Raw genomic sequence first — 20,359 nt, forward strand, 5'->3', positions numbered from 1 at the left:
GGCTCTCATTTAGATTGCGAGTTAATAATAAGGGAGGTTTGTTTGTTGTTAAATAGTTTAATTGATCGATTTGGGCTGCAAGTGCAATCTGTTAGTGATGTGGAAAATTCTCATAGTTCTACCGTCTATAAGTGTACATTAAAAAATGGGGAAAACGTTTTTTTGAAAATCCCCTATACGAAATTGAAATGGCAGCGCGAATTGGAAGCTTATGAGGTTTTGAAGGGGCGTGTTGCTATTCCGGAAATGTTGGATTACTGGTCTGGTGATGATGCCTGTCCCGGCGCTTTTTTATTGTCTGAATTAAAAGGAAAACCATTAACAACAGATGTTTTACCAACCGTAGCATTTCAAGTAGGTGTCCTACAAGCTACTATGCATACAGTTCGTCCGCCAGAGGGGAAATTGTTAACCGGCATACAAAATGAATTTTCAAACTGGTCTCATTTTATCGAAAAACAATTTTATGGCTTTGCTGAGGATGTGATTACTGTTGTGGACGAACATTTGTACAGGAAAGCCATTGAAAAGTTTGAGGAAATGAAGCAGCAACTCCCTCCTCATGATGGACCTAGCTTTGTACATATGGATTTCCGGCCGGCCAATATTATTATTGACGGTGATCGAGTTTCAGGCATGATTGATTTTGAAAGCGTTCGCTTCGGTTCCACTGAAATCGATTTCACCAAATTGAACCGTGATTTCCTAAGCTTCAACCCCGCTTTCTATGAGGCATTTCAGGAAGGCTATAAAAGTATTAGACCGCTCATTGATTTAGAGACTGTCTTACCGTTTTATTCATTTATAGATGCCTTCAATAGTATTGGTTGGTCTAAGCGTCGAGGTATTGAAAAAAACGCTGTGTTTTTAGAAGAAAACTTAGCTAAATTAAAGACTTTTGTAATGTGAAAAACATAGTGCCGAGTTGTTATCGCTTGGCACTACCGCCTATTCATCAACTCTATTTGTTCTGATATGTCTTGTGCGGATAATTCATTTTCATATTGCAGCCACCACATAATGACTCCAATAATCGATGCTGTTTTTACATCGCGATCTATGTAAAAGTCTCGCTTCGGTTTCATCGGATTGCGTCGCCGCGCCGTAATCAGTTCTTTAAATAGTTGAAATAAATGGCGTTCGACCGCTTCTTGTTGCCCAAGCACTGTAATCATTGACCAATGCTTTTGCAAATAATGGAGTAAATCGACGACTTGCTCTTGTCTTGAACTATTTCTTTCGTGCATCAGCGTACTTATTTTAACTGTTAGCTGCTTTAAAATTTCATCCGTCATTTGTACCTGTAAGTCTTCTAGATCCTTGTAATGTAAATAAAATGTCGTCCGATTTAGTTTGGCTTGCTTCGTTACCTTTTGTACGGATAATTGATGCAGCTGATTCCCTTCTAGCAAAAGCTCCATTAATGCGTCCTTTAATAGTTGCTGTGTTCGTAAAACACGCGGATCTTCATATTGCACTGCTTCCCCTCCAATTTTTATCGACAATTTTTCCCGTTTTGTCTACTACTATACACTTCGTCTACGATTGTTCATGGTCAACTTGTTATACATCTTGTTATGATATTTTATAGACATAGTGTCTATAATATAATTGGTTAGGAGACTTTATGCAAAACGAAATATCACCTAAAACGAAAAAACTGCTTGTGATTATTTTAATTGTCGGCTGCTTTTTCTCTACATTAAATCAAACGTTACTGAACGTGGCACTTAGTGAATTGATGCAAATTTTTAGTGTCACACCCGCCACAATTCAATGGTTAGCAACAGGCTTCATGCTCGTAAATGGTGTACTTGTGCCCATTACAGCATATTTAATGAAGCGTTTTTCAACACGTAAAATGTTCATTAGCTCGATGGTCTTTTTACTAGTTGGCTCCATTGTTGCCGCATGCGCACCAAATTTTGGCACACTATTAGCAGGGCGCATGATTCAAGCTGCAGGGGCTGGTATTATTTTACCGCTCATGATGACGGTTATCGTTTATTTATACCCGGCAGAGCAACGTGGGGCGATTATGGGGAAAATGGGCTTTGCGATTATTTTTGCCCCTGCCATTGCACCAACTGTTGGCGGCTTTATACTTGAGTTTGTTTCTTGGCGTTATTTATTTATCATGATGATTCCTATTTCAGCTGCCATCATTGTATTGGCGCTTAAATACATGATTAACATAGAAGAAGGTTCAAAAGTATCGCTCGATTTTACAAGTGTTATCTTATCAACGATTGGCTTCGGTGCCTTGCTTTACGGATTCAGTAGCGCCGGGAGCCGAGGCTGGGGTGACTGGCTCGTCCTAACAATGATTTTAATCGGGGTAGTAGGCATTTATTTATTTAGTCGCAGAATGCTCGCCTTTAAGGAACCGTTACTCAACTTACGCGTGTTCTCGTACAAAATGTTTACGATGACAAGCATTATTAATATCGCGATAACTGTACTTATGTATGCGGATTTAATTTTGCTGCCGATTTTTTTACAGGATGGGCTTGGCTTTAATCCGTTTATAGCAGGCTTAATTTTACTACCTGCCGCGATTATCAATGCATTCTTATCCCCTGTTACCGGTAAATTGTTCGATCGCTTTGGGGCAAAACCGCTCTTTATCATCGGGACCGTACTCATTGCCTTCTCAATGGTACTAGTCATTGATTTAACAACTACGATGTCCGTGACGTATATCGTGATGCGCACCATTTTATTACGTGTCGGATTAGCATTCATTACGATGCCGCTTAACACAGCTGCCTTAAATGCATTACCAAAAGAGCTTGCTTCCCATGGTTCGGCTGTTAATAACACAGTCCGTCAATTAGCCGGAGCCATTGGAACAGCGATTATCGTAACCATTTACACAATACAGTTAACTAACGTATCACTTGCTTCTAATGAAGGCTTTGCTACGGCAGCAGGCAACACCTATATATGGATGCTAGGCCTAGCCATCATCGCGATTGTTCTTACGTTCTTTGTACCATCTAAAACTGTGCAAACGAAGGCTTAATTTAACCATTCTATAAAACCTACAGTGAAATTTTCACTGTGGGTTATTTCCTATCTTTAAATCCTGAATAATCCATTGTGCTGCCTCTTTTAAATTTGGATACACTGCATCTGCTAATGGATCGTGCTTCCCAATAAAAACCGTTCTTGTGCCCGCTTTTTTACCTGCTTGAATGTCCGTATCCGTATCTCCAACCATGTATGATTGTTCAAGGTCAATTTTGAATTTTTTGCCTAAATCTACAATCATTTTGCTATTTGGTTTTCTACATTTACACCCAGCCTTTGGTTTATGTGGGCAATAGGCAACCTCATGAATCGTGGCTCCCTTTTTCTCCAATTCAGCTACCATATGGTCATGAATTTTATGTAATTGCTTTTCCTTCATAAAACCTAATCCGATTCCACCTTGGTTTGTTACGACGAACACATAATCAAAATAGTCATTTAAACTTTTAATTGCTACTTCTACACCAGGTAAAAAATAAAATTGCTTCGGTTCGTTTACAAATTTCACTCGATGTGTCAGAACCTCATTTATTACGCCATCTCGATCTAAAAAAACTGCCCTTTTCAATTCAATCACACCTTTTATTTTTATTCTTAGTATGTTAAAAAATATCGGCTTTACGCAGTGTTATTTCAGATATCCTATAATTAAGTGTGACTATCCATTTCCAAACCTTTTAATCTGGTCTCAAAGAAGATAAGGTACATAGCTTCTTTTCGTTATAAAAATAATTTTTTCTCCTTAAAGTTTAAACTCGTTAAATAAAGGTTATAAAACACTATGGCGAAATATTTTAAATAAAAATTAGGAGATGAATAGTATGAGTTTCATTTGGTTTTTAGTAATTGGCGGCCTTATCGGTTGGCTTGCAGGTGTAATTTTGGGGAAAGATGTCCCGGGCGGAATTATAGGTAATATTATTGCAGGTATCGTTGGTGCTTGGATTGGTGGTATGCTACTAGGAAGCTGGGGGCCAAAAGTTTCAGATTTCTATATCGTCCCAGCTATCATTGGAGCAGTTATACTTGTATTCATAGTAAGCTTCATTATGAAATCAATGCGCCGAGCTTCATAAGCTAAATAATTTTAAAAAATGGTCCTCTACAATTTAATTTGTGGAGGACCTCTTTTATTTTTATTTAACAGTCTTCGAAAAAGGGTTCGAGCGCATAACCAATGTAAACCAAACGGCAAACCCAAAATAAATTAATGTCAAAATAACGTATACGAAATGAAACTGCTCCGCTAACTGCCGGATTAGAGCAAAAAAGACAACGATGTAATGTATCAGATTTCCCAATACGACAGGTTTGTTATAGATGCCGCCGATCAGGGACGAACGTGTAAACCAGTTCAACATTGCAAACCCTAAATATAGCCCCCCGATGATTTGTAGAAGAATGAGAGTAACGGGTGAAGGATCAATCCCTAATATTTTTGAAATTTCTTCAGGAAGAAAGGTTCCTGCCAACCCCAAAAACCCCATTACCACGGCACTACTACTCAAAAGCCATTTTGTTTTTATTTTGTTTCCCCTTTTCATTTAATCTTGGAATTCTTTAAACAGCCATCAGTGAATTGTAAACAAGGTGTTAGCTTCAAACCGAAATAAGACCTTTTACCAATCTGGTCCATCATCAGAATCACTCACTTTAAGTGTAAATGAATTGGGATTTAAATTGTTTTTTTTAACTAATTCATAGAAAATTGATTTTATTTCTTCTTGCGTTGCTTCTGTCACTTCTTTGTTTGATAGGATAATTTTCATCTGAATATCCTCTTTCGAATAAGCAGCAATCATAATACTATATCTATAACCTTTTTCTGATAATTCATTATGCACTTGATTTACGATTCCATTATCTTTATATAGGAAAGTTTCCATCTCCTCAGAGCTTACTGTAGATGAAAATTCAGATTCATTTCCTTTTGATGAAGAACTATTGATAATTAAGAAAGCTCCTACAAACAAAAATATGACAGCTCCGATTAAAGTGATTCCAACCTTTTTCATTTTATCCGCTTCCTTTTTTATTCTAAGGATATGACTGAATAAGAAGAAATAAACTCACTTCATTTGTCTAAAAGACTCTTTTAAAGAAAATAATCGCATTCCTTGTTTGAATCGCGTCCAATTTTTTATATTGTCCTCTATTATATTCAAATATCTAACCTGGTGTTTTTCTTTAAGAATCGAATGCCTAAAATTTGGACAAATGGTAAAATATTTAAAATAAAGGAGTGGTATATTAAATGTCTTTCAACACAACTATTTCTAATCAAATAAGCGACAGAATAATGGGTGCAACAAAGGAAGATGAGAAAGTAAAATGCATCTTCTCCTGGATCAATGATGAATTTGAATGGATTGAAACGGACTATCAGGAAAGAACTGTGGAAGAAATCTTAATACGCAAGGCTGGGAACTGTGCGGAACAGGCGAAGGTCGTTGAAAAAGTTTTAAACCATATAGGAATAAAAACACGTTGGATTTTGGAAATAAACTCACAGCCGGAATGGGAGGATCGACAAAAGTTTTCTGAAAATCTCATTGAAAAGGATGGGAATTTCTACTCCATTTTTGGATGGAACCATAATGACCATAGATGGATTGAGTATTACAACAAAGATTCTAACCGGTGGATTCCTATAGATACAGCTTTTGGTGTATTTGGTATGAAGCATTGGTTAGAAACGAGGATTAGTTTTTCTTCAGAATCTATACCAACCTCGCAACAAATAATACCTTTTTGTATTGTTGCACTGGATTCAGCTAATGCTATTTCCGAGGAACTCTCAAGTTTTTACCTCATTGAACAATTCGATAAGTATTATAATGGGTTATTAAGTCAATCAGCAGAATGGGCCGAGTGGAAAATGTTGATAAATCAACTTACGAAGTTAGGGATAGCCACTTACAATAGTCATCACAACCTTCATAAAAATCAAGGTGAGATAAAGCAGTTTACAAACCTTTATTCAAAGTTAAAACACGAAGTTTTGAAAAGTCCGGTGATTAATGAATATCTTTAAAAAAACAATTAATTTTCTTAACAAAATGAAACACATTGATATTTGGGGAGACAACGATGTGGAGCAAACCAAGTATAGTAAAAATATTAAAAATCAAAACCCTTATGGCATGATAGGTCTTGTTATGAGTGGATTTGCATTCCTGTTTCCACAATATGGACTATCCTTCCTTACGCTCATTTTTTGTATATTAACCTATTTTACATTCGATAAGGAGAAAGAAGATAATCCTTGGCCATTTTATCTTGGTATTATCATTTCATTAATAGGAATAAAAATGTTTATTACAGGTGAAATTCATGTAGTAATCATTTAATAATATTACCACGATAGTAAACAAGGTCACTTAACTCCTGGAGAGCAGTGACCGTTTTAATATTTTCACCCGTTAGGAAAAGCCGCATCTTCTAATAACTCAAATAAGTTACTGTCATTAGAAATTTTATAGTACAAATGATCACTATCGTTATCATATTCATTGGCGAATACTAATATTTTTTCAGTTGAATCGAGATATAACTCATACAGTTTATTTAATGTAATATAAACAATATAGTCGTAATCATCGAGCAATTTATCTGGCTTTTGTATTTTTTCAAACCTAGAGTTTTCTATAGCTTGTATAATTGCAGATTTATCATCATCTGACAGTTGCAGTTTTTTTAAATATTTATTCGCATTTTCAAAGTCAATATAGGAGCCGTTCACATCTAGGTTTTTTGATTTAAAATCTACATCATTAAAAACTTCGTCACTGGCCAATATTTCGTTTTTGCTTTTAAAAGGAAAGACAGCGACTACTATTACAATTAGAGCTACGATAAACAATACGCCTATTCCATAGATTTTTTTATTTTTGATTATCATTCATCATCACACCTCATTTTCTTTTATATTCAAATAGTAACTCATTTTTCCTTATTTTGGATTAAAGATGTAGAATTTCTTCCGATTACCGTTTCCTCGAAACAGAAAAAGACACTTTCCTTTAAAGAAAAGTGTCCTGATGTAAAGATTATTTGCTTTCAAATTGCTATGCCTACTTCTTTGCACCTTGATTTTGACCATTACTACTATCGATCACTTCTTCGCCGGCTTCTTTCACTTTCCCGCTAATTACCTTTAAGTCCGTCTTGGCTTCCTTTGCTTGGGCAAGAATTTCACTTGATTCTTCCTTTACTGTACTAACTGGGATAATAATGTTCTCGTTTACTTTTTCATAAAGATTTTGAGCATCGCTTATAGCTCCTTTAAGAACAGAAGAAGCGGACTTCAGTCGTTCTTGCAAGTCATCCTTCACTTCTGAAGGATTATTTTTGACATGGCTATACATATCCAGTGTCGAATCTTTCATATTTTTTGTTGTGGTAGTTACTTTGTTTCGTGTCGTTGAATCAAGCAGTGTCAGCGCACCACCAATAATTGCTCCTAACACCATACCTTTTAAAAGCTTCCCATTATTTTCGTTTTCAGTGGTCGTCGATACATCATTATAAGAAGTTTGTGTCATATTTTATGCTCCTTTATATTTTGATTTGTTCTCTTACTCCTTAATTGCCCGATATTTTTTCCATTTAAACTATTTAAGAAATTTCAGCTATTCAAAGTATGAGCCATATGATGATATTTTTATTTCAAACCAGCTAGTAAAATCCCTTCTTTTTTAACTTTAATCCTCCACTATTTCAATTGATGGATTTTGTAAATTTTCCCCTCATTAGAAAACAACAAAAATTCTGCAAAAGAAAACGCAATTCCTTTTCAAGAATTGCGCCCTATAATTGAATATCAAATAAACTATTTAGCTATTTAAAACTACACATCTGCATTTAATAACTTGTAATCATTATCAAAATAGGCATGTATTCTGTGTCCACCAAATAAATCTCCATCATAATATTCACAGTATATATCATCTGCTCTAATTTCAATTGCATAGAGGGTAATTGCTTCGGCAAATTCTTCTTTGGTTATATCATATTCCCCTGCATCTACAGCATCCCAATTTAGATTTTCATCATCCTCATCATACTCGGGCCAAAAATCATTTTTGTAATTAATTAATTTCTCTGTTATGGCTATTTTAGCCTTTTGCTCGAATTTCTCTAAGAATGTGAAAAGTTTTTCTGCTCTTTTAATCATCTCATTTTTATCAACCAATTCATTTCTTATGTTTAATGTCCAAAGTATTTCCCCATTACTTGCCTTAAATGTTTTACAATCCTCATCATATGCAAATACCCCAATTAATTCACTTTTTATTGATTTTTCCATAGCCCAATCCCCTTCATAAATAGTCTATTTTATTTTACTTAAGAAGTGTCCTCAATTAAATAGCCCTATAACGGAAAAAACGCGATCTTCTTTTTGAAGAATCGCGCCCGATTGTTGAAGAAGAAAATTTTAGTTGAACATCATGTTAAGAACTTTACTTCATGATAAATAGCTCATACCTTTACTAATAAAAATTGCCCCTCCATTATTAGACCAAATCTAACAATGGAGGGGCAGTTCGTATAAGGGCATTACTTTTTTTCCCGTTCAATAAATTCCACATTATTTTCTTTAGCTACCCTATAAATTTCACTTTTATCTTCGTGCAAGAACTGACCATTTAAAGGAATTCGAATAGAATCTCCTTCAACTGAAGTGAAAATGTATTCTTCATGCTTACCTATATCATCGACATAATATTCGAGAACTACTTCTTCGATTTCAGACCATTGAAACGTTTTTTCGTCAAATAATTTATTTGAGACCACTTGTTCTTTTCCTATATATGTGTAACTTAAAATCGATAAGTAGAAAACAAAGAGTCCACCTGCAATAACAATACTTGATAGGCTAAAAGTGAGTTTGTTCTGTTTAATTACCGGAATCATTAATCCGATAAATAAAATAAAACATGCAGCCATTACTAGTCTAAAATTGATTTCTTCCGGATAGAGTATGATTGCCAATCTATCAAATAAAAATGTTTGTACATAGAACATAGGAAATATTGCTCCAACAACAGGTATGCTGATAAGGGCTACTATGGCGAGCACTAAAAAGATTAGACGAGGCGAGTAATGAGTTCGCATTTAAATTCCCCCTTAGGTATTGTCCCTAACTAATTATACGGTTAAAATAACATAAAGTTTCATTTTTTAAATTAATTACCAAATTATCCTAAAATTATCTTTTTTACCAACTAAAAGTTAATCCACCTTTAATAAAAATTTTATTCCACAATCTGGCCCTATAACGGAAAAACGCGATCTTCCTATTGAAGAATTGCGCCCTTTAATTGATTAACTAAAATCGTGTCTTATATCAAGAACATGTTAATTTAATGGGGATTCGATTATATTATTTAACGCTTCTGCTTGACTCATAAAAGAATTCATATTGGCACTTCTAGAAATACGTAATCCTAATCCAACTTCACGAAGTGCTTCCCTTAAGTTTTCAAAGTTCCGCTTATCTTCTACGGTTAAATCAGCAAATCTATATAATTCATCAGTTGGATATTGGTTTAACTTGAAATATAAATGTTCAAGAATTTCCTTTTCACTTTTAGAAAGCGTTCCCAACTGCTTTCCAGTTGTCATTCCAAGCCAAATACCGTTTAATACATCGCCTAATTCAGTTGTAACCAAATTAGGTTCAGACCAATTTTCTTCCATCTGGTTAGCAATCAAGCCTTCCAACTCTACTAAATTACTTTGAACTTCTGTAACAACAACTTGCTCCTTTACGAAGTTCATCTTTATAATTCCCCAAGCTACAATTGCCACGAGTAATATGTTCAAACCTATTGAAAGTCTGAAATATAATTTTCTTTTCACTTAATTAAACTCCCCCCTTTATAAAAATAGCTTACCATGGTGTCATCTTGCTTATATAAAAGTTATTCAACAATCTGGCCCTTCAATAAAAATAAAGCACTTTCCTTATTCAGAAAAGCGCCTGATCTTTCAGTTAACTTTAATTTATATACTATACATGCTTAAGTGTCTTGGTAGTTTCTTCAACAAAGTCCTTAAATACTTTCTCTTCTTCAACAAACGGAAAGTGATTGGATTGTTCGAAGATAGTTAATTCAGCGTTAGGGATGAGCTCAGCAATTTCAACACTAAACTCAACTGGACATTGCGCGTCATATTTCCCGCCAAACACATAGGTATCTACATCAATTGTCGGCAGCTCTTTACGTAAATCAAATGACTTTACTGCTACTTTTCTAAAGTAATCCAGTGCTCGACCAACAGTACGCCCACTATTCGGAATTGTGAGGGCCTGTTTTAGGTTTTCTTCACTAGTAAAGGACATCAACGCCCATTCAAAATCCAGTTTTTTTCGTATTTCTTGTGGCGTATTCGGATCATTTAAACTCTCCATTATTTCGATAATCCGATTAAAATTTTTATTTTCCATACAGTAAATGCTATTTGGATGGGCTGCGTAAGCTTTACTTGCTGCACTGGAACCGCAAATGCATTTTGTTAAAGATTGTTGCTTTAATACAGCATATTGTAAGGCAAGCATGCCTCCTGTTGAATGCCCTGAAAAAGCCCATTTTGAAATATGTAATGCTTCACGAATCGCTTCTAAATCTAAAATAATTTCTTCTAAAGTCATTTGCTCATCCGCTTCAATACCATCTGAATTACCTGCACCACGGACATTTATTAAAAATACTTGATAATGCTCTGTGAATGGATTAGCAAACCAACTGCCTTTTTCATTAAACGCACTGTAAAAATGCGTAATAGCAAGAGGCTGACCGCTTCCCTTTACAAAATATTCGAAAGTACCTCTGGTTGTTTCAATCAACTTTTGTCCCCACATCTTGACGCATCCCCTTCGTAACAGCCTGTAATATTCTTACAAATACTATTATACTCTTTTAGAGAAAGTTCAATAGGAGAAATATATACAAAGACCGAAGTACACCCCATCAAATAAATGTCTATGTTATATACCCAAAGGTTTAATAGCAATTGTATACTCTTTGCCCACAATACTAAGACTTACTTTGTATGATATTTACTTTAGCGTCTCTATTTTCCCTTAAAAATTACCCGCCGCCATGCAAGCTAACGCTGTTTAACTTTGCTTTTCCACGGGAACTAAAACAGCAAGAGTATTGGAGGAATTTGAATGAAAAAAGTTCTGAAGAAATGGAACAGCCGGAGTGGCAAATATAAAGTTCTAAGCGCTCTTTTACTTCTTTTGATTTTGCTATATATAGGAGAAATGTTATGGCATACATATAAACCGTTGCCGGATGGTATTTCCTATGAAGGAGACTTGCATAGAACAGACAATATTGAAATGCTGACGGATTTAACTTATGCACAAGACAAAGAAGGGACCAATCGGAAACATGAGAATTATATATTTGATGAGGTTTATACATTGATTGATGAAGCCGAACAATTTGTGGTTGTCGATTTCTTTTTGGTTGATGGGTATTTCGATGAAAAAGAAGATTTCCCCCCAATCGCAAATCTCCTCTCTGACAAGCTTACCGAGAAAAAGAAAAACAATCCCCATATGCCTGTTATATTTATAACCGATCCGCTAAATAAAGGCTATGGCTCCTATGAAACCCCGTGGTTCAAGAAGATGCGTGAAGCCGGGGTAGAAATTGTTTACACCAATTTAGAGCCGCTTCGGGATTCCACACCGATTTATTCAGGCTTATACCGATTATTTTTTCAATGGTTCGACAACGACGGCAAAGGATGGATTGCCAATGCCATGTCGAGCAAAGCACCAAAAATGACATTATCCTCTTACTTAGAACTGCTCAATGTGAAAGCCAACCACCGTAAAGCGGCCGTTTCGGAAAAGGAAGCGATTATCACATCATCAAACCCACATGATGCAAGTGGCTTCCACGGAAATCTTGCTTTAAAAGTAACAGGGCCCATCATAAACGATATTCTAAAATCAGAAGAGGCGGTGTCGCTTATGTCGGATGGTCCGAAATTGCCAAGGGCTGAGATTCCTCAGCAAGGTGATGGCCAGTATGAAGTGCAATATTTGACCGAGAAGAAGATTTTGGATGCCTTACTCGAAGATTTAGCGGCGACAAAAGCAGGAGATAAAATTTGGGTAGGCATGTTCTTTATTGCCCAGCGTGACATTGTCAACGCCTTAACCGATGCAGTAAACCGAGGTGTGCAGGTGAATATGATTCTAGATCCAAATGAAAACTCATTCGGTCAGAAAAAGTCCGGTCTGCCAAATCGACCGGTTGTGAACGAACTACTTGGGGATACAGAGGAACAGATCAACATTCGCTGGTACAATACCGTAGTCGGTCAATACCATACAAAAGCCATCTGGATTCAAACAGCGGAACAAACAATCATTTCAAGCGGTTCTTCCAACTATACAGAACGAACATTGGATGATTACAATCTGGAAAATAACATCCGCATCCTCGCTCCAAATGATAGCGCGCTTGCCTTGGATATGGAAAGTTATTTTGAACGGCTATGGAAAAATGAAGATGCCCTCTACACGCTTGATGTGGAAGAATATCAGGATAACCTCTCCTGGTGGCAGCGCTGGATTTACATGGCACAAAAAATAGCGAAAGTAACTACTTATTAATAGTAAAAAGGAGATGTCTCAATTTGAATACGGCATCTCCTTTTTATTTAGACCTTGTCTTCATTAAAATACACTTGAAAGAAATTTCAGTAAAAAAGCATCGAACACAGTTGGAAATCTGTGATCCGATACCTTTTGGGATGTATTTTTATCGTTCTAACACATGGCTTTCTCTTGCTTTTCGTTTCTTTATAATGAATGTGAAAATATTTAAAATAACTCCTATGACAAACATAACAATTGCATTGAGAGCTAGGATTATTGCTATAGTGCCTCCCCCAAAAGATGCATCACTATAACCATCTCCGGTATTTTTATTACTATAATAAATGTCTAATGATATAAAACTATAGGTTATTACTGGAACTAAAAGAGCCATAACGATTCCAGAAATCCATAATTGAATTTTCTTTTTGCGGTATAAATACAAGGCTAAAAGATTACTAACTATAAAATATAAGATAATAAGCGATCCATCCATATGACTTGCACCCCTTTGAGATAGTTAAATATATTTAAAAAACAATGCAATAGCCATTAGACCACTTAAAATAATTAGCCCTAATATTACTACTAAAAAAATCAATAAAGACTTTTTCATACTACTTCCCCCTTAAGATACATAACGATATATCTTTTTCATTCTTCATTTATCTTTTTACTTTAATACGTTTATGACGACTAGAGTTTTAATCAAATAGCGTTTCCTTTGTAGGCGTCCGCGCAAATTCAAATTAGCTGGTTTTGTTAGAAAATTTAGGTTAATTACTTACTCATCTTCATACACGCCGTCTTTCCACAATATGTTTCCATTAGTATCAAATGCTTCGATTTTCAATGGGTCTGGTTCACCAGGATTTGCATTTTCTAAAGAATCAAAGGTAACATACCAACCTCTAAACCCTTCATTCGTTTCAACAATTGTTGATTCTTTCTCTATTGTTTTTTGTTTTACAAGAACAGTTGTAATTTGTTCATTTGTAATAATTCCACCAAACAAAGTTATCGGTATTTTTGGGTTATTAATCATTACCCAGTCAAAACCGTCTTCTGGATTTATCTCCCCGTTGGAAGTATTTGTCCAATAATCATAATCCAACTTTTTATATCCAATACGAAATCCGGTTTCATCTTTATAGAAAACAATTTCATAATCATCCTTTTGCTGTTTATCTAAAATCTCTGTTGACTTTGGATATGGAACACTTTCTAAAAATTCGTCCGTATTATTACTTGAAGTAATAGAGCAGGCAGTCAGTAGCGGTAAAAGTATAGAAATTAAAAGTAGTTTCCTCATTTAACTATTCCCCCTTTTATGCAATTAGAAATTTATATAATGAACATAACGCTAATAACAATATTTGTAAAATTTATTCTATTTTTCAATTCAAATTATATAACGGAAAGTAAACCATCACCTGTTAGTTGTATCTAATAATTGGGGAAAACACCGCTTTGGGAATCTATTTAGCACTTTACAAGTTACTATTATGGAAATTTATTGGTATATTTATTAAAAGTATATTTAAGGGAGTATTAATATGGAACAATTAACATTTGGTGAATTACAAAACTACTTAGCATTAAAATACAAGGAAGGACGTACTTCTTCTGCATTATTTATGAAATTAGTAGAAGAAATTGGTGAAGTTGCTGAAGTACTAAACCAGTTAGAAGGTCGAAAGAAAATCGACTTACATGCTTCCTTAGAAAAAGAGTTAGTTGATGTTTTACATTATGCAATTGCCATTGCAAGTGTAAATAATATTGATTTAACAAAAGCAATTATCGAAAAAGATAAGGAAGCTGCAATTAAATATAATCAATCCCCAAACTTGGTGGAATTTTTAGTATCCAAAAATTAAACTAACAGTACCAATTATTTACTTATACATACCCTATAACGTTCCAAATAAAAGTTTGCTGTCAAAACAAAAATCGGTAAACATTGTTGTAGCAGCGTTTACCTATTTTTTATTGGAACATTGTTAAAATTAGCTTTTATACTTGGTGGAGACGATACTTAATTTGCATAAAAACTTGTATAGCGCTTCTTATATCGTTATAAATCTGCATCCTTTCTAACAATCACCAAAGAAAAAAAGTTACTCCACAATATGGTCCAAATTTTTAATACCTTTCATTAATCATTTGAAATGCATAATTAAAAAGCCTCTGTAAAGACTAAATTCAGGAGGTGAAAGCCATGGTAAACAACAAAAAAGCACATGAAAGATTTGGGACTGATGGTGACCAAGTTAAGCAAATAATCCAACATATTGAAGCTGAAGAACGACAAGCTTCCCGTTCGAATTCTAATGCAGAATTCGGAAATGAGACGGATATTAAAAAAATGAATCAGAAAATCCGACAAGTTAAAAACAACAAATAAATAGTTACCAATCACAACCAGCAACTTATATGCTGGTTGTTTTCGCCTTGCGTATAAAGAATCGTGCCCGATTGTTAAAGATACTTTTCCAACTATAGCTTCTATTAAATGAATAAGATGTTATTGAACATTAAACTTTTTTACGCGATTATTTCTTATGCATTATAAATTGTGATTTGCTGTATTTAAAACCGTTCTTCTCGTAGAATGGTAATAACCTTTCTTCACAAAACAAACTGATTACATCGATATGTGATAGCTCATCTAACAATTTTGATACCATTTTTGTTCCTATACCTTCTTCTCTATAGGAATTATGTATAACTACGTCTTCAATATACGCTCTAAACTTTCCGTCTGAAACTGCTCTTGCGAAACCAATAAGGGTATCGTCTTTCCACACACCTACGGATTTTACTTTTAGTAGCATATCTTCAATATCATCTTGTTTTCTTTCCTCCCACCAACCTACATTTTGATACAACTTAATTAAATCATTCGCTTTAATCTTTTTATCAGTATTACTTAAAATTACAATATTCAAGTATTAACCCCCAAAAATCCTTTTACATAATTTTACTGAATTTAAAACAGTATGTCTTTATTTCATTTTTGTTTAATTAATTTTTTCAATACAAACCTATATTCAACGATATGGCCCTATAACTAAACAGAGCGCCGATTCTTATTACAGAATAGTGCCTTATTGTTGAATAACGAATGCCTTTAGCTTTATTCGTCCAAAAGTTTATGAAATTAATATTCCCAAACATCGCTTTGGGAACCTTATATCCATACTTTATAAACTGTTTTCTAAAGAATCCTTATCACGCAAAATTATATTCGGTACCACTCGAATGTAAATTATTTCCCCTACAATTTCTACAATTGTTTGCGTCACAATGATTGCTGCGACCATTGTACTCACATTATCAGGTAAAGCTAAAGCAAGTGGAAGCACTACAAGTGAATTCCGTGTGGAGCCACTAAATATTAATGCTCGTCCTGATGGAACATCCAGTTTGAAACACTTTGCAACAAGCTTTGAAACAAAAGGCATTATCATCATAAAGAGAATATAGATAGGAATTACCTTGAGTATTTCATCTATGTACATTGATAATTTACCGATTTGAGAAGCGATAATAACGAAAAGCGTAAGTGCCATAAATGGAACAGGAAGCCAAGCTGAAGCGTCGATGATTTTATTTGCAACAGATGACTTTTTCATAAACAATTGCACAAGAATCGCAATTGCTAAAGGAATAACAATAAGCATTAAAAAGGCTTCAAGAAATGGACCGATTTCTACAATCGAGGCTGCCTCTTTTCCAATAAACAAGACTAGATATAGCGGTAATAAAAGCATTTGTGTAATAAAGAGAATGGGTGTAGAAATAAGCATTAGTTTTTCATTTCCACGACCTAATGCTGTAAAAACAATGACATAATCAATACAAGGTGTAAGTAAAACTAAAAAGACGCCCAAGAGTAACGGCGGATAGTCTTGTAATAACCTTGTTAATAGCCATGCCACAATCGGCACTGCAATATAATTGACTGTTAGTAACGCCCAAATGAAACGGCGATTAGAGAATGATTTTTTTAATGATGTGAACGGAATTTGCGAAAACATACTATACATTAAAATCGCAATAATAATAGAAATCGTACCGTCTAATTTTGTACCGAATTCAGGAAATAACAAGCCAAATCCAGCTGCCAACAGAATGACGACAACATATAACCAAACTTGATTATTTTCTAATTTTTCTCTAGAAAACATAATTGATTGCTCCTTTTTTAAACGAAAATCTCCTTCTATATTAGCACGATACATTTCAAAAAGTTTTTCAATGTATGTTCGTGTATCGAAAATTGAAATAACATTCCCAAATAAAAGTTAGGGAAGACACTAGAATGGCACACATGTTGTAAAATCAACGTTCGTGCCTTTTTTTGAGGACTATTGCTTATACAGCTTTTATAAAAATGGCGCAAACGAATGATCCAGCAACATTTATACTTTCTGTGCTTGTTCTTTAATTTGCATAAAAAATTGTATAGCTAATCACTTATCGTTATAAATCCGCATCTTTTCTAACAATCACCTAAAAAATGTTATTCAACAATCTGGCGGGATTGTCGAACAATTATATTATATTCTTCCCCATATTCTCTCAACGTTTTTCAGCACTTTACCCTTAAAAGTTAATTTATATATATCTGGCATATCGAGATTTTGCCAAAAGGAAAAATCATACTGGCTATCAAAATAATTCATGATTAAAACCATTATATTTCCATGTGTTCCGATAACAACATTTTCATCTTTGTATTTCTCTAATATATTAAAAGTGGTTTCTACACCTCTTTTTTGAGCGACGATGTTAGACTCTCCACCCTCCCACGAAAAATTGTAGTCCTCCCATACTTTTGTTATTGCAAGAGTAAAATCGTTGGCTGGGACTGTGGTTAAAGTACGCTCTTTCAAACCCTCTATAATTTCAACTTCTGTATTTATGTATTCTGCTATGCCTTTGACTGTTTGAACAGCTCGTTTATACGGACTGGACACAACAATACCAATTTCCTCTGTTTTTAATAATTTTGTAACAACTGCTGCATCAGCAAAACCTTTTTCCGATAAAGGTCTATTTAATTCATCAGGTGTATATATAGAATGTGCGTGCCTAACAAAATATAAATTAGTCAATTTATCAGCTCCCGGTCATTTAAGTACATTATTTCGTAAGCCCTCTCGCAATAAATAAACTGTTTTCAAAAAAGAATGATCCTTTCACTCCATGAAACAATACTAAACGCTTATCCAATTAGATTTAAACTTTTAAAACCATTCGTACCGTTTTTAAAATATGGCCATCAAATTCATCATCAAATTCTTTCACAACGTCAAAACCTTTTGCTTCATAAAAAGTCTTTCCTATTTTATTGTCCTTTTCTACGTTGATATAAATTTCTTTTATACCGTCTAAATTATCGATTCCTTGTTGTAACAATGCTGAACCTATTCCTTTACCTTGTTCTTCAGGATAGAGATAAATAGCACCTAATTCAGCTTTACCATCTTCTCTTACTGGAGAAAAGTTAGCGAATCCAACAATTTTACCTGCTCTCTCTGCCACGAAGAGAAAAGATTGCTCTAAACGTTGTTGCATTCTTTCATTACTGTAAGCAGTTTTCAAGAATTTCTCTTGCACCTCTAAAGGAATTATTCCTTCATAAGTAGCATTCCAACTTGTTTTTGCTACATCTTGTACTTGTTTGATATCTTCTGATTGCATTTTACGAATTGTAAAGTCCATACAAACTCCCCTCCTGAACTAAAGCGTTTCATCCATACCAAAGTGTAATTAACATCCACCCCTTGATTTTAACATAAATATCCAATTCCTTTATTATGTCTTATTCATGAAAAGTGTCCAGATTGCTAAAGAAAGCGCAATTCCTTTTCAAGAATTGCGCTATCGTGACTTATGCTCTTCATTAGTTCAACAACTTCCTTAAATCCATTCTTTTGTATGTTTTATCATAAGAAGAGCCATCACTATCATAAAAAATCGCTTCTTTTGTATAATGGGTTTCAGGTGAATGCTGGTTAGTTGAAAAACCTTTTAAATTAATTTACTCTCTTTAATTTATTTAACTGTAGAATAAATTAACTCTCCAGCTTCAGAAAATGCCCGAATGTTTACAGGCAAGAACATATCTTCATCGGATTTAATAAAGAAAAATCGCAATCCTTGGGGACTAAAGATTAAAGCATCTTCAAAGACGTTTTTCTTAGTTTCTACTTCTATTCGATAAATCATTGGATTGAGAATTTGACCAAAGTAGTATGAAAGGCTTTTACCGTTTGAACCTGAGCTTGCCCAAGTAATTTCATCCTCTTCTCTAGGCGGATAAGATGTTGAAATTAATGTAGATTCATATCCCTCTTCATCTCTCACCTTCCAATTCCCCAACCAATTTTGCTCTAACCGAGCCACCGTAATTGAATGGCTATTTCTAAACATGGTTAACCAGTCCCCATCTATTTCCCTCACAAAATAGACCTCTTCAGTTCTTAAAGACCATTTGTCCGTCATGTTAAATACATCTTCTTCTGTCGGCAGTTGTTTATGATTATAAATTAAAAATAACGTTATCAATCCCGTTAATATTAATATTCCAATAAGTATCTTCCTCATTAATTGCCTCCTTAAATCTTATTCATCATAACATAAATTTCCAATTTAATTTAAAGTTACTCCTCGATATGCCCTATAATGATAAATAACTGGCTCCTTAATTTATTTTTTTATCGTAAATTACTTTTCAAACTTTTTTTGTGGAAAAGGCTTTTAAAGCCCGTTATAACAACAATGCAACCTCAATTTGACAATTTGCATTCCCCACATGATAGAAAAAGGGTCCATGTTTTTATACATTATAACTAACAAAATACAAGGGAGTTGAAATAAATGGGATTTGGTGAAAAACTACTTAAGCTAAGAAAAGAAAAAGGATTTTCTCAAGAAGCTTTAGCTGAAAAACTAAACACTTCAAGACAGGCAATTAGCAAATGGGAAAACGGTCAAGGGTTTCCTGAAACAGAAAAGCTCTTAATGATAGGAAATATCTTTGAGGTATCGATTGATTACTTATTAAAAGATTCTGTTGAAAACAATGAAGGAAATGAAGAAGGTTATTATGTAAGCAAAGAGATGGCAGAAGGTTTTTTATTAAGCACACAAAAAACTGCGAAACATATTGCGTTGGGATTTGGACTTTTTGCATTGGCATTTGAACCGTACTTAATTATGGGAACAAATTCAATGCTAGGGGTTCTCTTGATTATTGTCATTGCGACTTTAGGAATCATTTCTTTTGCGACACTAGGTTTTGATCAGGGGCAATATTCCATTCTCAAAAAAGAAGTTTTATTGTTTGATTCCAATTATTTCAAAGAGCTAACAGGAAGATACGAAGGCTTTAAAAGAAAATATTCAGGAGTAATGGTGATTGGTGCTTGTTTACTTGCGGTGGGATTCTTAGCTTTCGCCTTAGAGAACAAATTAGAGATGGGCATTTTGGTTCCTTATTATCCGATCTTTGTCTTTTTAATCGCTGTTGGTCTTTATATATCGGTACGTGGTCTTACCATTCTTTCCGCATATCAATTATTGGTTAATAACGATGAGCATACTGGCCGGTTTGGTTTTAAATTAAAACAGAAGGCAAAGAAGAAATTCGAGGACTTTTAAGGAGAAATTGAGTAAGGGGGATTA

At 34.5% G+C, this 20,359-nt stretch carries 26 protein-coding genes; 9 read left to right on the plus strand and 17 right to left on the minus strand.

The genetic code is table 11. The features are described from left to right. The first annotated feature begins 45 nt into the window (after positions 1-45). The gene (locus MKY13_RS15935) at positions 46-909 is read left to right on the plus strand and encodes an aminoglycoside phosphotransferase family protein (RefSeq protein WP_191699709.1); all 864 of its coding nucleotides are present in this window, start codon (positions 46-48) and stop codon (positions 907-909) included. 32 nt (positions 910-941) lie between these two features. On the opposite strand, the gene MKY13_RS15940 is transcribed toward MKY13_RS15935, so the two are convergent. Then, a complete protein-coding gene (locus MKY13_RS15940; protein WP_191699708.1) occupies positions 942-1,478 on the minus strand; it encodes a TetR/AcrR family transcriptional regulator in 537 nt (178 codons plus the stop codon). Positions 1,479-1,627: 149 nt separating this feature from the next. Here MKY13_RS15940 and MKY13_RS15945 point away from each other — a divergent pair, with 149 nt between their 5' ends. Beyond that, positions 1,628-3,025: a DHA2 family efflux MFS transporter permease subunit gene (locus MKY13_RS15945; protein ID WP_191699707.1), complete on the plus strand. Its 1,398-nt coding sequence runs from the start codon at positions 1,628-1,630 to the stop codon at positions 3,023-3,025. Positions 3,026-3,058: 33 nt separating this feature from the next. On the opposite strand, the gene MKY13_RS15950 is transcribed toward MKY13_RS15945, so the two are convergent. Next, complete coding sequence (locus MKY13_RS15950) at positions 3,059-3,601, minus strand: HAD family hydrolase (RefSeq protein WP_191699706.1); 543 nt, start codon at positions 3,599-3,601, stop codon at positions 3,059-3,061. A gap of 253 nt (positions 3,602-3,854) precedes the next feature. Between MKY13_RS15950 and MKY13_RS15955 the strand changes: the two genes are divergently transcribed. Then, on the plus strand, positions 3,855-4,109 hold the full coding sequence (locus tag MKY13_RS15955) for a GlsB/YeaQ/YmgE family stress response membrane protein (RefSeq protein WP_191699705.1): 255 nt from the start codon (positions 3,855-3,857) through the stop codon (positions 4,107-4,109). A gap of 60 nt (positions 4,110-4,169) precedes the next feature. Here MKY13_RS15955 and MKY13_RS15960 read toward each other — a convergent pair whose 3' ends face one another. Both MKY13_RS15960 and MKY13_RS15965 read right to left on the minus strand, forming a co-directional pair. After that, a complete protein-coding gene (locus MKY13_RS15960) occupies positions 4,170-4,541 on the minus strand; it encodes a multidrug DMT transporter permease (protein ID WP_339213805.1) in 372 nt (123 codons plus the stop codon). A 111-nt stretch (positions 4,542-4,652) separates the two neighbouring features. Continuing rightward, on the minus strand, positions 4,653-5,048 hold the full coding sequence (locus MKY13_RS15965; RefSeq protein ID WP_191699704.1) for a hypothetical protein: 396 nt from the start codon (positions 5,046-5,048) through the stop codon (positions 4,653-4,655). Positions 5,049-5,287: 239 nt separating this feature from the next. Here MKY13_RS15965 and MKY13_RS15970 point away from each other — a divergent pair, with 239 nt between their 5' ends. Both MKY13_RS15970 and MKY13_RS15975 read left to right on the plus strand, forming a co-directional pair. Further along, positions 5,288-6,067 (plus strand): transglutaminase-like domain-containing protein, encoded by a 780-nt coding sequence (locus MKY13_RS15970; protein WP_191699703.1) that lies wholly within the window; start codon positions 5,288-5,290, stop codon positions 6,065-6,067. A 25-nt stretch (positions 6,068-6,092) separates the two neighbouring features. Further along, the gene (locus MKY13_RS15975; RefSeq protein WP_318245191.1) at positions 6,093-6,383 is read left to right on the plus strand and encodes a cell division protein FtsK; all 291 of its coding nucleotides are present in this window, start codon (positions 6,093-6,095) and stop codon (positions 6,381-6,383) included. A gap of 65 nt (positions 6,384-6,448) precedes the next feature. On the opposite strand, the gene MKY13_RS15980 is transcribed toward MKY13_RS15975, so the two are convergent. The 6 genes from MKY13_RS15980 to MKY13_RS16005 all read right to left on the minus strand — a co-directional run bounded on the left by MKY13_RS15980 (position 6,449) and on the right by MKY13_RS16005 (position 10,900). Next, entirely contained in the window at positions 6,449-6,934 is a 486-nt protein-coding gene (locus tag MKY13_RS15980; protein ID WP_191699701.1) for a hypothetical protein, read from the minus strand. A 172-nt stretch (positions 6,935-7,106) separates the two neighbouring features. Beyond that, positions 7,107-7,577 carry a YtxH domain-containing protein gene (locus MKY13_RS15985; RefSeq protein WP_191699700.1) on the minus strand — a complete coding sequence of 157 codons (471 nt, stop codon included), beginning with the start codon at positions 7,575-7,577 and terminating at the stop codon, positions 7,107-7,109. A gap of 305 nt (positions 7,578-7,882) precedes the next feature. Then, a complete protein-coding gene (locus MKY13_RS15990) occupies positions 7,883-8,341 on the minus strand; it encodes a DUF2262 domain-containing protein (RefSeq protein WP_191699699.1) in 459 nt (152 codons plus the stop codon). Positions 8,342-8,592: 251 nt separating this feature from the next. Beyond that, positions 8,593-9,150, minus strand: a complete 558-nt coding sequence (locus MKY13_RS15995; RefSeq protein ID WP_191699698.1) for a hypothetical protein — start codon at positions 9,148-9,150, stop codon at positions 8,593-8,595. Between the two features lie 243 nt (positions 9,151-9,393). Next, a complete protein-coding gene (locus MKY13_RS16000; RefSeq protein WP_339213809.1) occupies positions 9,394-9,897 on the minus strand; it encodes a hypothetical protein in 504 nt (167 codons plus the stop codon). 151 nt (positions 9,898-10,048) lie between these two features. Further along, positions 10,049-10,900 (minus strand): alpha/beta hydrolase, encoded by an 852-nt coding sequence (locus tag MKY13_RS16005; RefSeq protein ID WP_339213812.1) that lies wholly within the window; start codon positions 10,898-10,900, stop codon positions 10,049-10,051. Between the two features lie 312 nt (positions 10,901-11,212). Between MKY13_RS16005 and MKY13_RS16010 the strand changes: the two genes are divergently transcribed. Beyond that, positions 11,213-12,676, plus strand: coding sequence for a phospholipase D family protein (locus MKY13_RS16010; RefSeq protein WP_191699695.1), 1,464 nt, complete (start codon positions 11,213-11,215; stop codon positions 12,674-12,676). 148 nt (positions 12,677-12,824) lie between these two features. Here MKY13_RS16010 and MKY13_RS16015 read toward each other — a convergent pair whose 3' ends face one another. Both MKY13_RS16015 and MKY13_RS16020 read right to left on the minus strand, forming a co-directional pair. Then, a complete protein-coding gene (locus MKY13_RS16015) occupies positions 12,825-13,157 on the minus strand; it encodes a hypothetical protein (protein WP_191699694.1) in 333 nt (110 codons plus the stop codon). 288 nt (positions 13,158-13,445) lie between these two features. Next, positions 13,446-13,973, minus strand: a complete 528-nt coding sequence (locus MKY13_RS16020; RefSeq protein WP_191699693.1) for a hypothetical protein — start codon at positions 13,971-13,973, stop codon at positions 13,446-13,448. 244 nt (positions 13,974-14,217) lie between these two features. On the opposite strand from MKY13_RS16020, the gene MKY13_RS16025 reads away from it, so the two are divergent. Both MKY13_RS16025 and MKY13_RS16030 read left to right on the plus strand, forming a co-directional pair. Further along, positions 14,218-14,541, plus strand: a complete 324-nt coding sequence (locus MKY13_RS16025; protein WP_191699692.1) for a MazG nucleotide pyrophosphohydrolase domain-containing protein — start codon at positions 14,218-14,220, stop codon at positions 14,539-14,541. 341 nt (positions 14,542-14,882) lie between these two features. Continuing rightward, on the plus strand, positions 14,883-15,068 hold the full coding sequence (locus MKY13_RS16030) for a hypothetical protein (RefSeq protein ID WP_191699691.1): 186 nt from the start codon (positions 14,883-14,885) through the stop codon (positions 15,066-15,068). Between the two features lie 148 nt (positions 15,069-15,216). On the opposite strand, the gene MKY13_RS16035 is transcribed toward MKY13_RS16030, so the two are convergent. The 5 genes from MKY13_RS16035 to MKY13_RS16055 all read right to left on the minus strand — a co-directional run bounded on the left by MKY13_RS16035 (position 15,217) and on the right by MKY13_RS16055 (position 19,279). Further along, complete coding sequence (locus MKY13_RS16035; RefSeq protein ID WP_339216960.1) at positions 15,217-15,606, minus strand: GNAT family N-acetyltransferase; 390 nt, start codon at positions 15,604-15,606, stop codon at positions 15,217-15,219. A gap of 261 nt (positions 15,607-15,867) precedes the next feature. After that, complete coding sequence (locus MKY13_RS16040; protein WP_339213816.1) at positions 15,868-16,854, minus strand: bile acid:sodium symporter; 987 nt, start codon at positions 16,852-16,854, stop codon at positions 15,868-15,870. Positions 16,855-17,226: 372 nt separating this feature from the next. Beyond that, positions 17,227-17,784: a histidine phosphatase family protein gene (locus MKY13_RS16045; RefSeq protein ID WP_339213818.1), complete on the minus strand. Its 558-nt coding sequence runs from the start codon at positions 17,782-17,784 to the stop codon at positions 17,227-17,229. 124 nt (positions 17,785-17,908) lie between these two features. Then, on the minus strand, positions 17,909-18,394 hold the full coding sequence (locus MKY13_RS16050) for a GNAT family N-acetyltransferase (RefSeq protein ID WP_339213820.1): 486 nt from the start codon (positions 18,392-18,394) through the stop codon (positions 17,909-17,911). A 333-nt stretch (positions 18,395-18,727) separates the two neighbouring features. Continuing rightward, positions 18,728-19,279: a hypothetical protein gene (locus tag MKY13_RS16055; protein WP_339213822.1), complete on the minus strand. Its 552-nt coding sequence runs from the start codon at positions 19,277-19,279 to the stop codon at positions 18,728-18,730. Between the two features lie 273 nt (positions 19,280-19,552). Here MKY13_RS16055 and MKY13_RS16060 point away from each other — a divergent pair, with 273 nt between their 5' ends. Next, positions 19,553-20,335: a helix-turn-helix transcriptional regulator gene (locus MKY13_RS16060; RefSeq protein ID WP_339213824.1), complete on the plus strand. Its 783-nt coding sequence runs from the start codon at positions 19,553-19,555 to the stop codon at positions 20,333-20,335. The last annotated feature ends 24 nt before the right edge of the window (positions 20,336-20,359 follow it).

The sequence above is a fragment of the Solibacillus sp. FSL W8-0372 genome, from assembly GCF_037969735.1.
GTDB classification, from domain to species: domain Bacteria; phylum Bacillota; class Bacilli; order Bacillales_A; family Planococcaceae; genus Solibacillus; species Solibacillus faecavium.

What these genes read in the sequence shown, in the direction of transcription:
- MKY13_RS15990 (WP_191699699.1), bottom strand. Translation starts at nt 8,341, where the DNA reads ATGGAAAAATCAATAAAAAGTGAATTAATTGGGGTATTTGCATATGAT.
- MKY13_RS15945 (WP_191699707.1), top strand. Translation starts at nt 1,628, where the DNA reads ATGCAAAACGAAATATCACCTAAAACGAAAAAACTGCTTGTGATTATT.
- MKY13_RS16025 (WP_191699692.1), top strand. Translation starts at nt 14,218, where the DNA reads ATGGAACAATTAACATTTGGTGAATTACAAAACTACTTAGCATTAAAA.
- MKY13_RS16005 (WP_339213812.1), bottom strand. Translation starts at nt 10,900, where the DNA reads ATGTGGGGACAAAAGTTGATTGAAACAACCAGAGGTACTTTCGAATAT.
- MKY13_RS15980 (WP_191699701.1), bottom strand. Translation starts at nt 6,934, where the DNA reads ATGATAATCAAAAATAAAAAAATCTATGGAATAGGCGTATTGTTTATC.
- MKY13_RS16020 (WP_191699693.1), bottom strand. Translation starts at nt 13,973, where the DNA reads ATGAGGAAACTACTTTTAATTTCTATACTTTTACCGCTACTGACTGCC.
- MKY13_RS15995 (WP_191699698.1), bottom strand. Translation starts at nt 9,150, where the DNA reads ATGCGAACTCATTACTCGCCTCGTCTAATCTTTTTAGTGCTCGCCATA.
- MKY13_RS16010 (WP_191699695.1), top strand. Translation starts at nt 11,213, where the DNA reads ATGAAAAAAGTTCTGAAGAAATGGAACAGCCGGAGTGGCAAATATAAA.
- MKY13_RS15955 (WP_191699705.1), top strand. Translation starts at nt 3,855, where the DNA reads ATGAGTTTCATTTGGTTTTTAGTAATTGGCGGCCTTATCGGTTGGCTT.
- MKY13_RS16015 (WP_191699694.1), bottom strand. Translation starts at nt 13,157, where the DNA reads ATGGATGGATCGCTTATTATCTTATATTTTATAGTTAGTAATCTTTTA.
- MKY13_RS16030 (WP_191699691.1), top strand. Translation starts at nt 14,883, where the DNA reads ATGGTAAACAACAAAAAAGCACATGAAAGATTTGGGACTGATGGTGAC.
- MKY13_RS15965 (WP_191699704.1), bottom strand. Translation starts at nt 5,048, where the DNA reads ATGAAAAAGGTTGGAATCACTTTAATCGGAGCTGTCATATTTTTGTTT.
- MKY13_RS16055 (WP_339213822.1), bottom strand. Translation starts at nt 19,279, where the DNA reads ATGAGGAAGATACTTATTGGAATATTAATATTAACGGGATTGATAACG.
- MKY13_RS16040 (WP_339213816.1), bottom strand. Translation starts at nt 16,854, where the DNA reads ATGTTTTCTAGAGAAAAATTAGAAAATAATCAAGTTTGGTTATATGTT.
- MKY13_RS15970 (WP_191699703.1), top strand. Translation starts at nt 5,288, where the DNA reads ATGTCTTTCAACACAACTATTTCTAATCAAATAAGCGACAGAATAATG.
- MKY13_RS16060 (WP_339213824.1), top strand. Translation starts at nt 19,553, where the DNA reads ATGGGATTTGGTGAAAAACTACTTAAGCTAAGAAAAGAAAAAGGATTT.
- MKY13_RS15985 (WP_191699700.1), bottom strand. Translation starts at nt 7,577, where the DNA reads ATGACACAAACTTCTTATAATGATGTATCGACGACCACTGAAAACGAA.
- MKY13_RS16050 (WP_339213820.1), bottom strand. Translation starts at nt 18,394, where the DNA reads ATGGACTTTACAATTCGTAAAATGCAATCAGAAGATATCAAACAAGTA.
- MKY13_RS15975 (WP_318245191.1), top strand. Translation starts at nt 6,093, where the DNA reads ATGAAACACATTGATATTTGGGGAGACAACGATGTGGAGCAAACCAAG.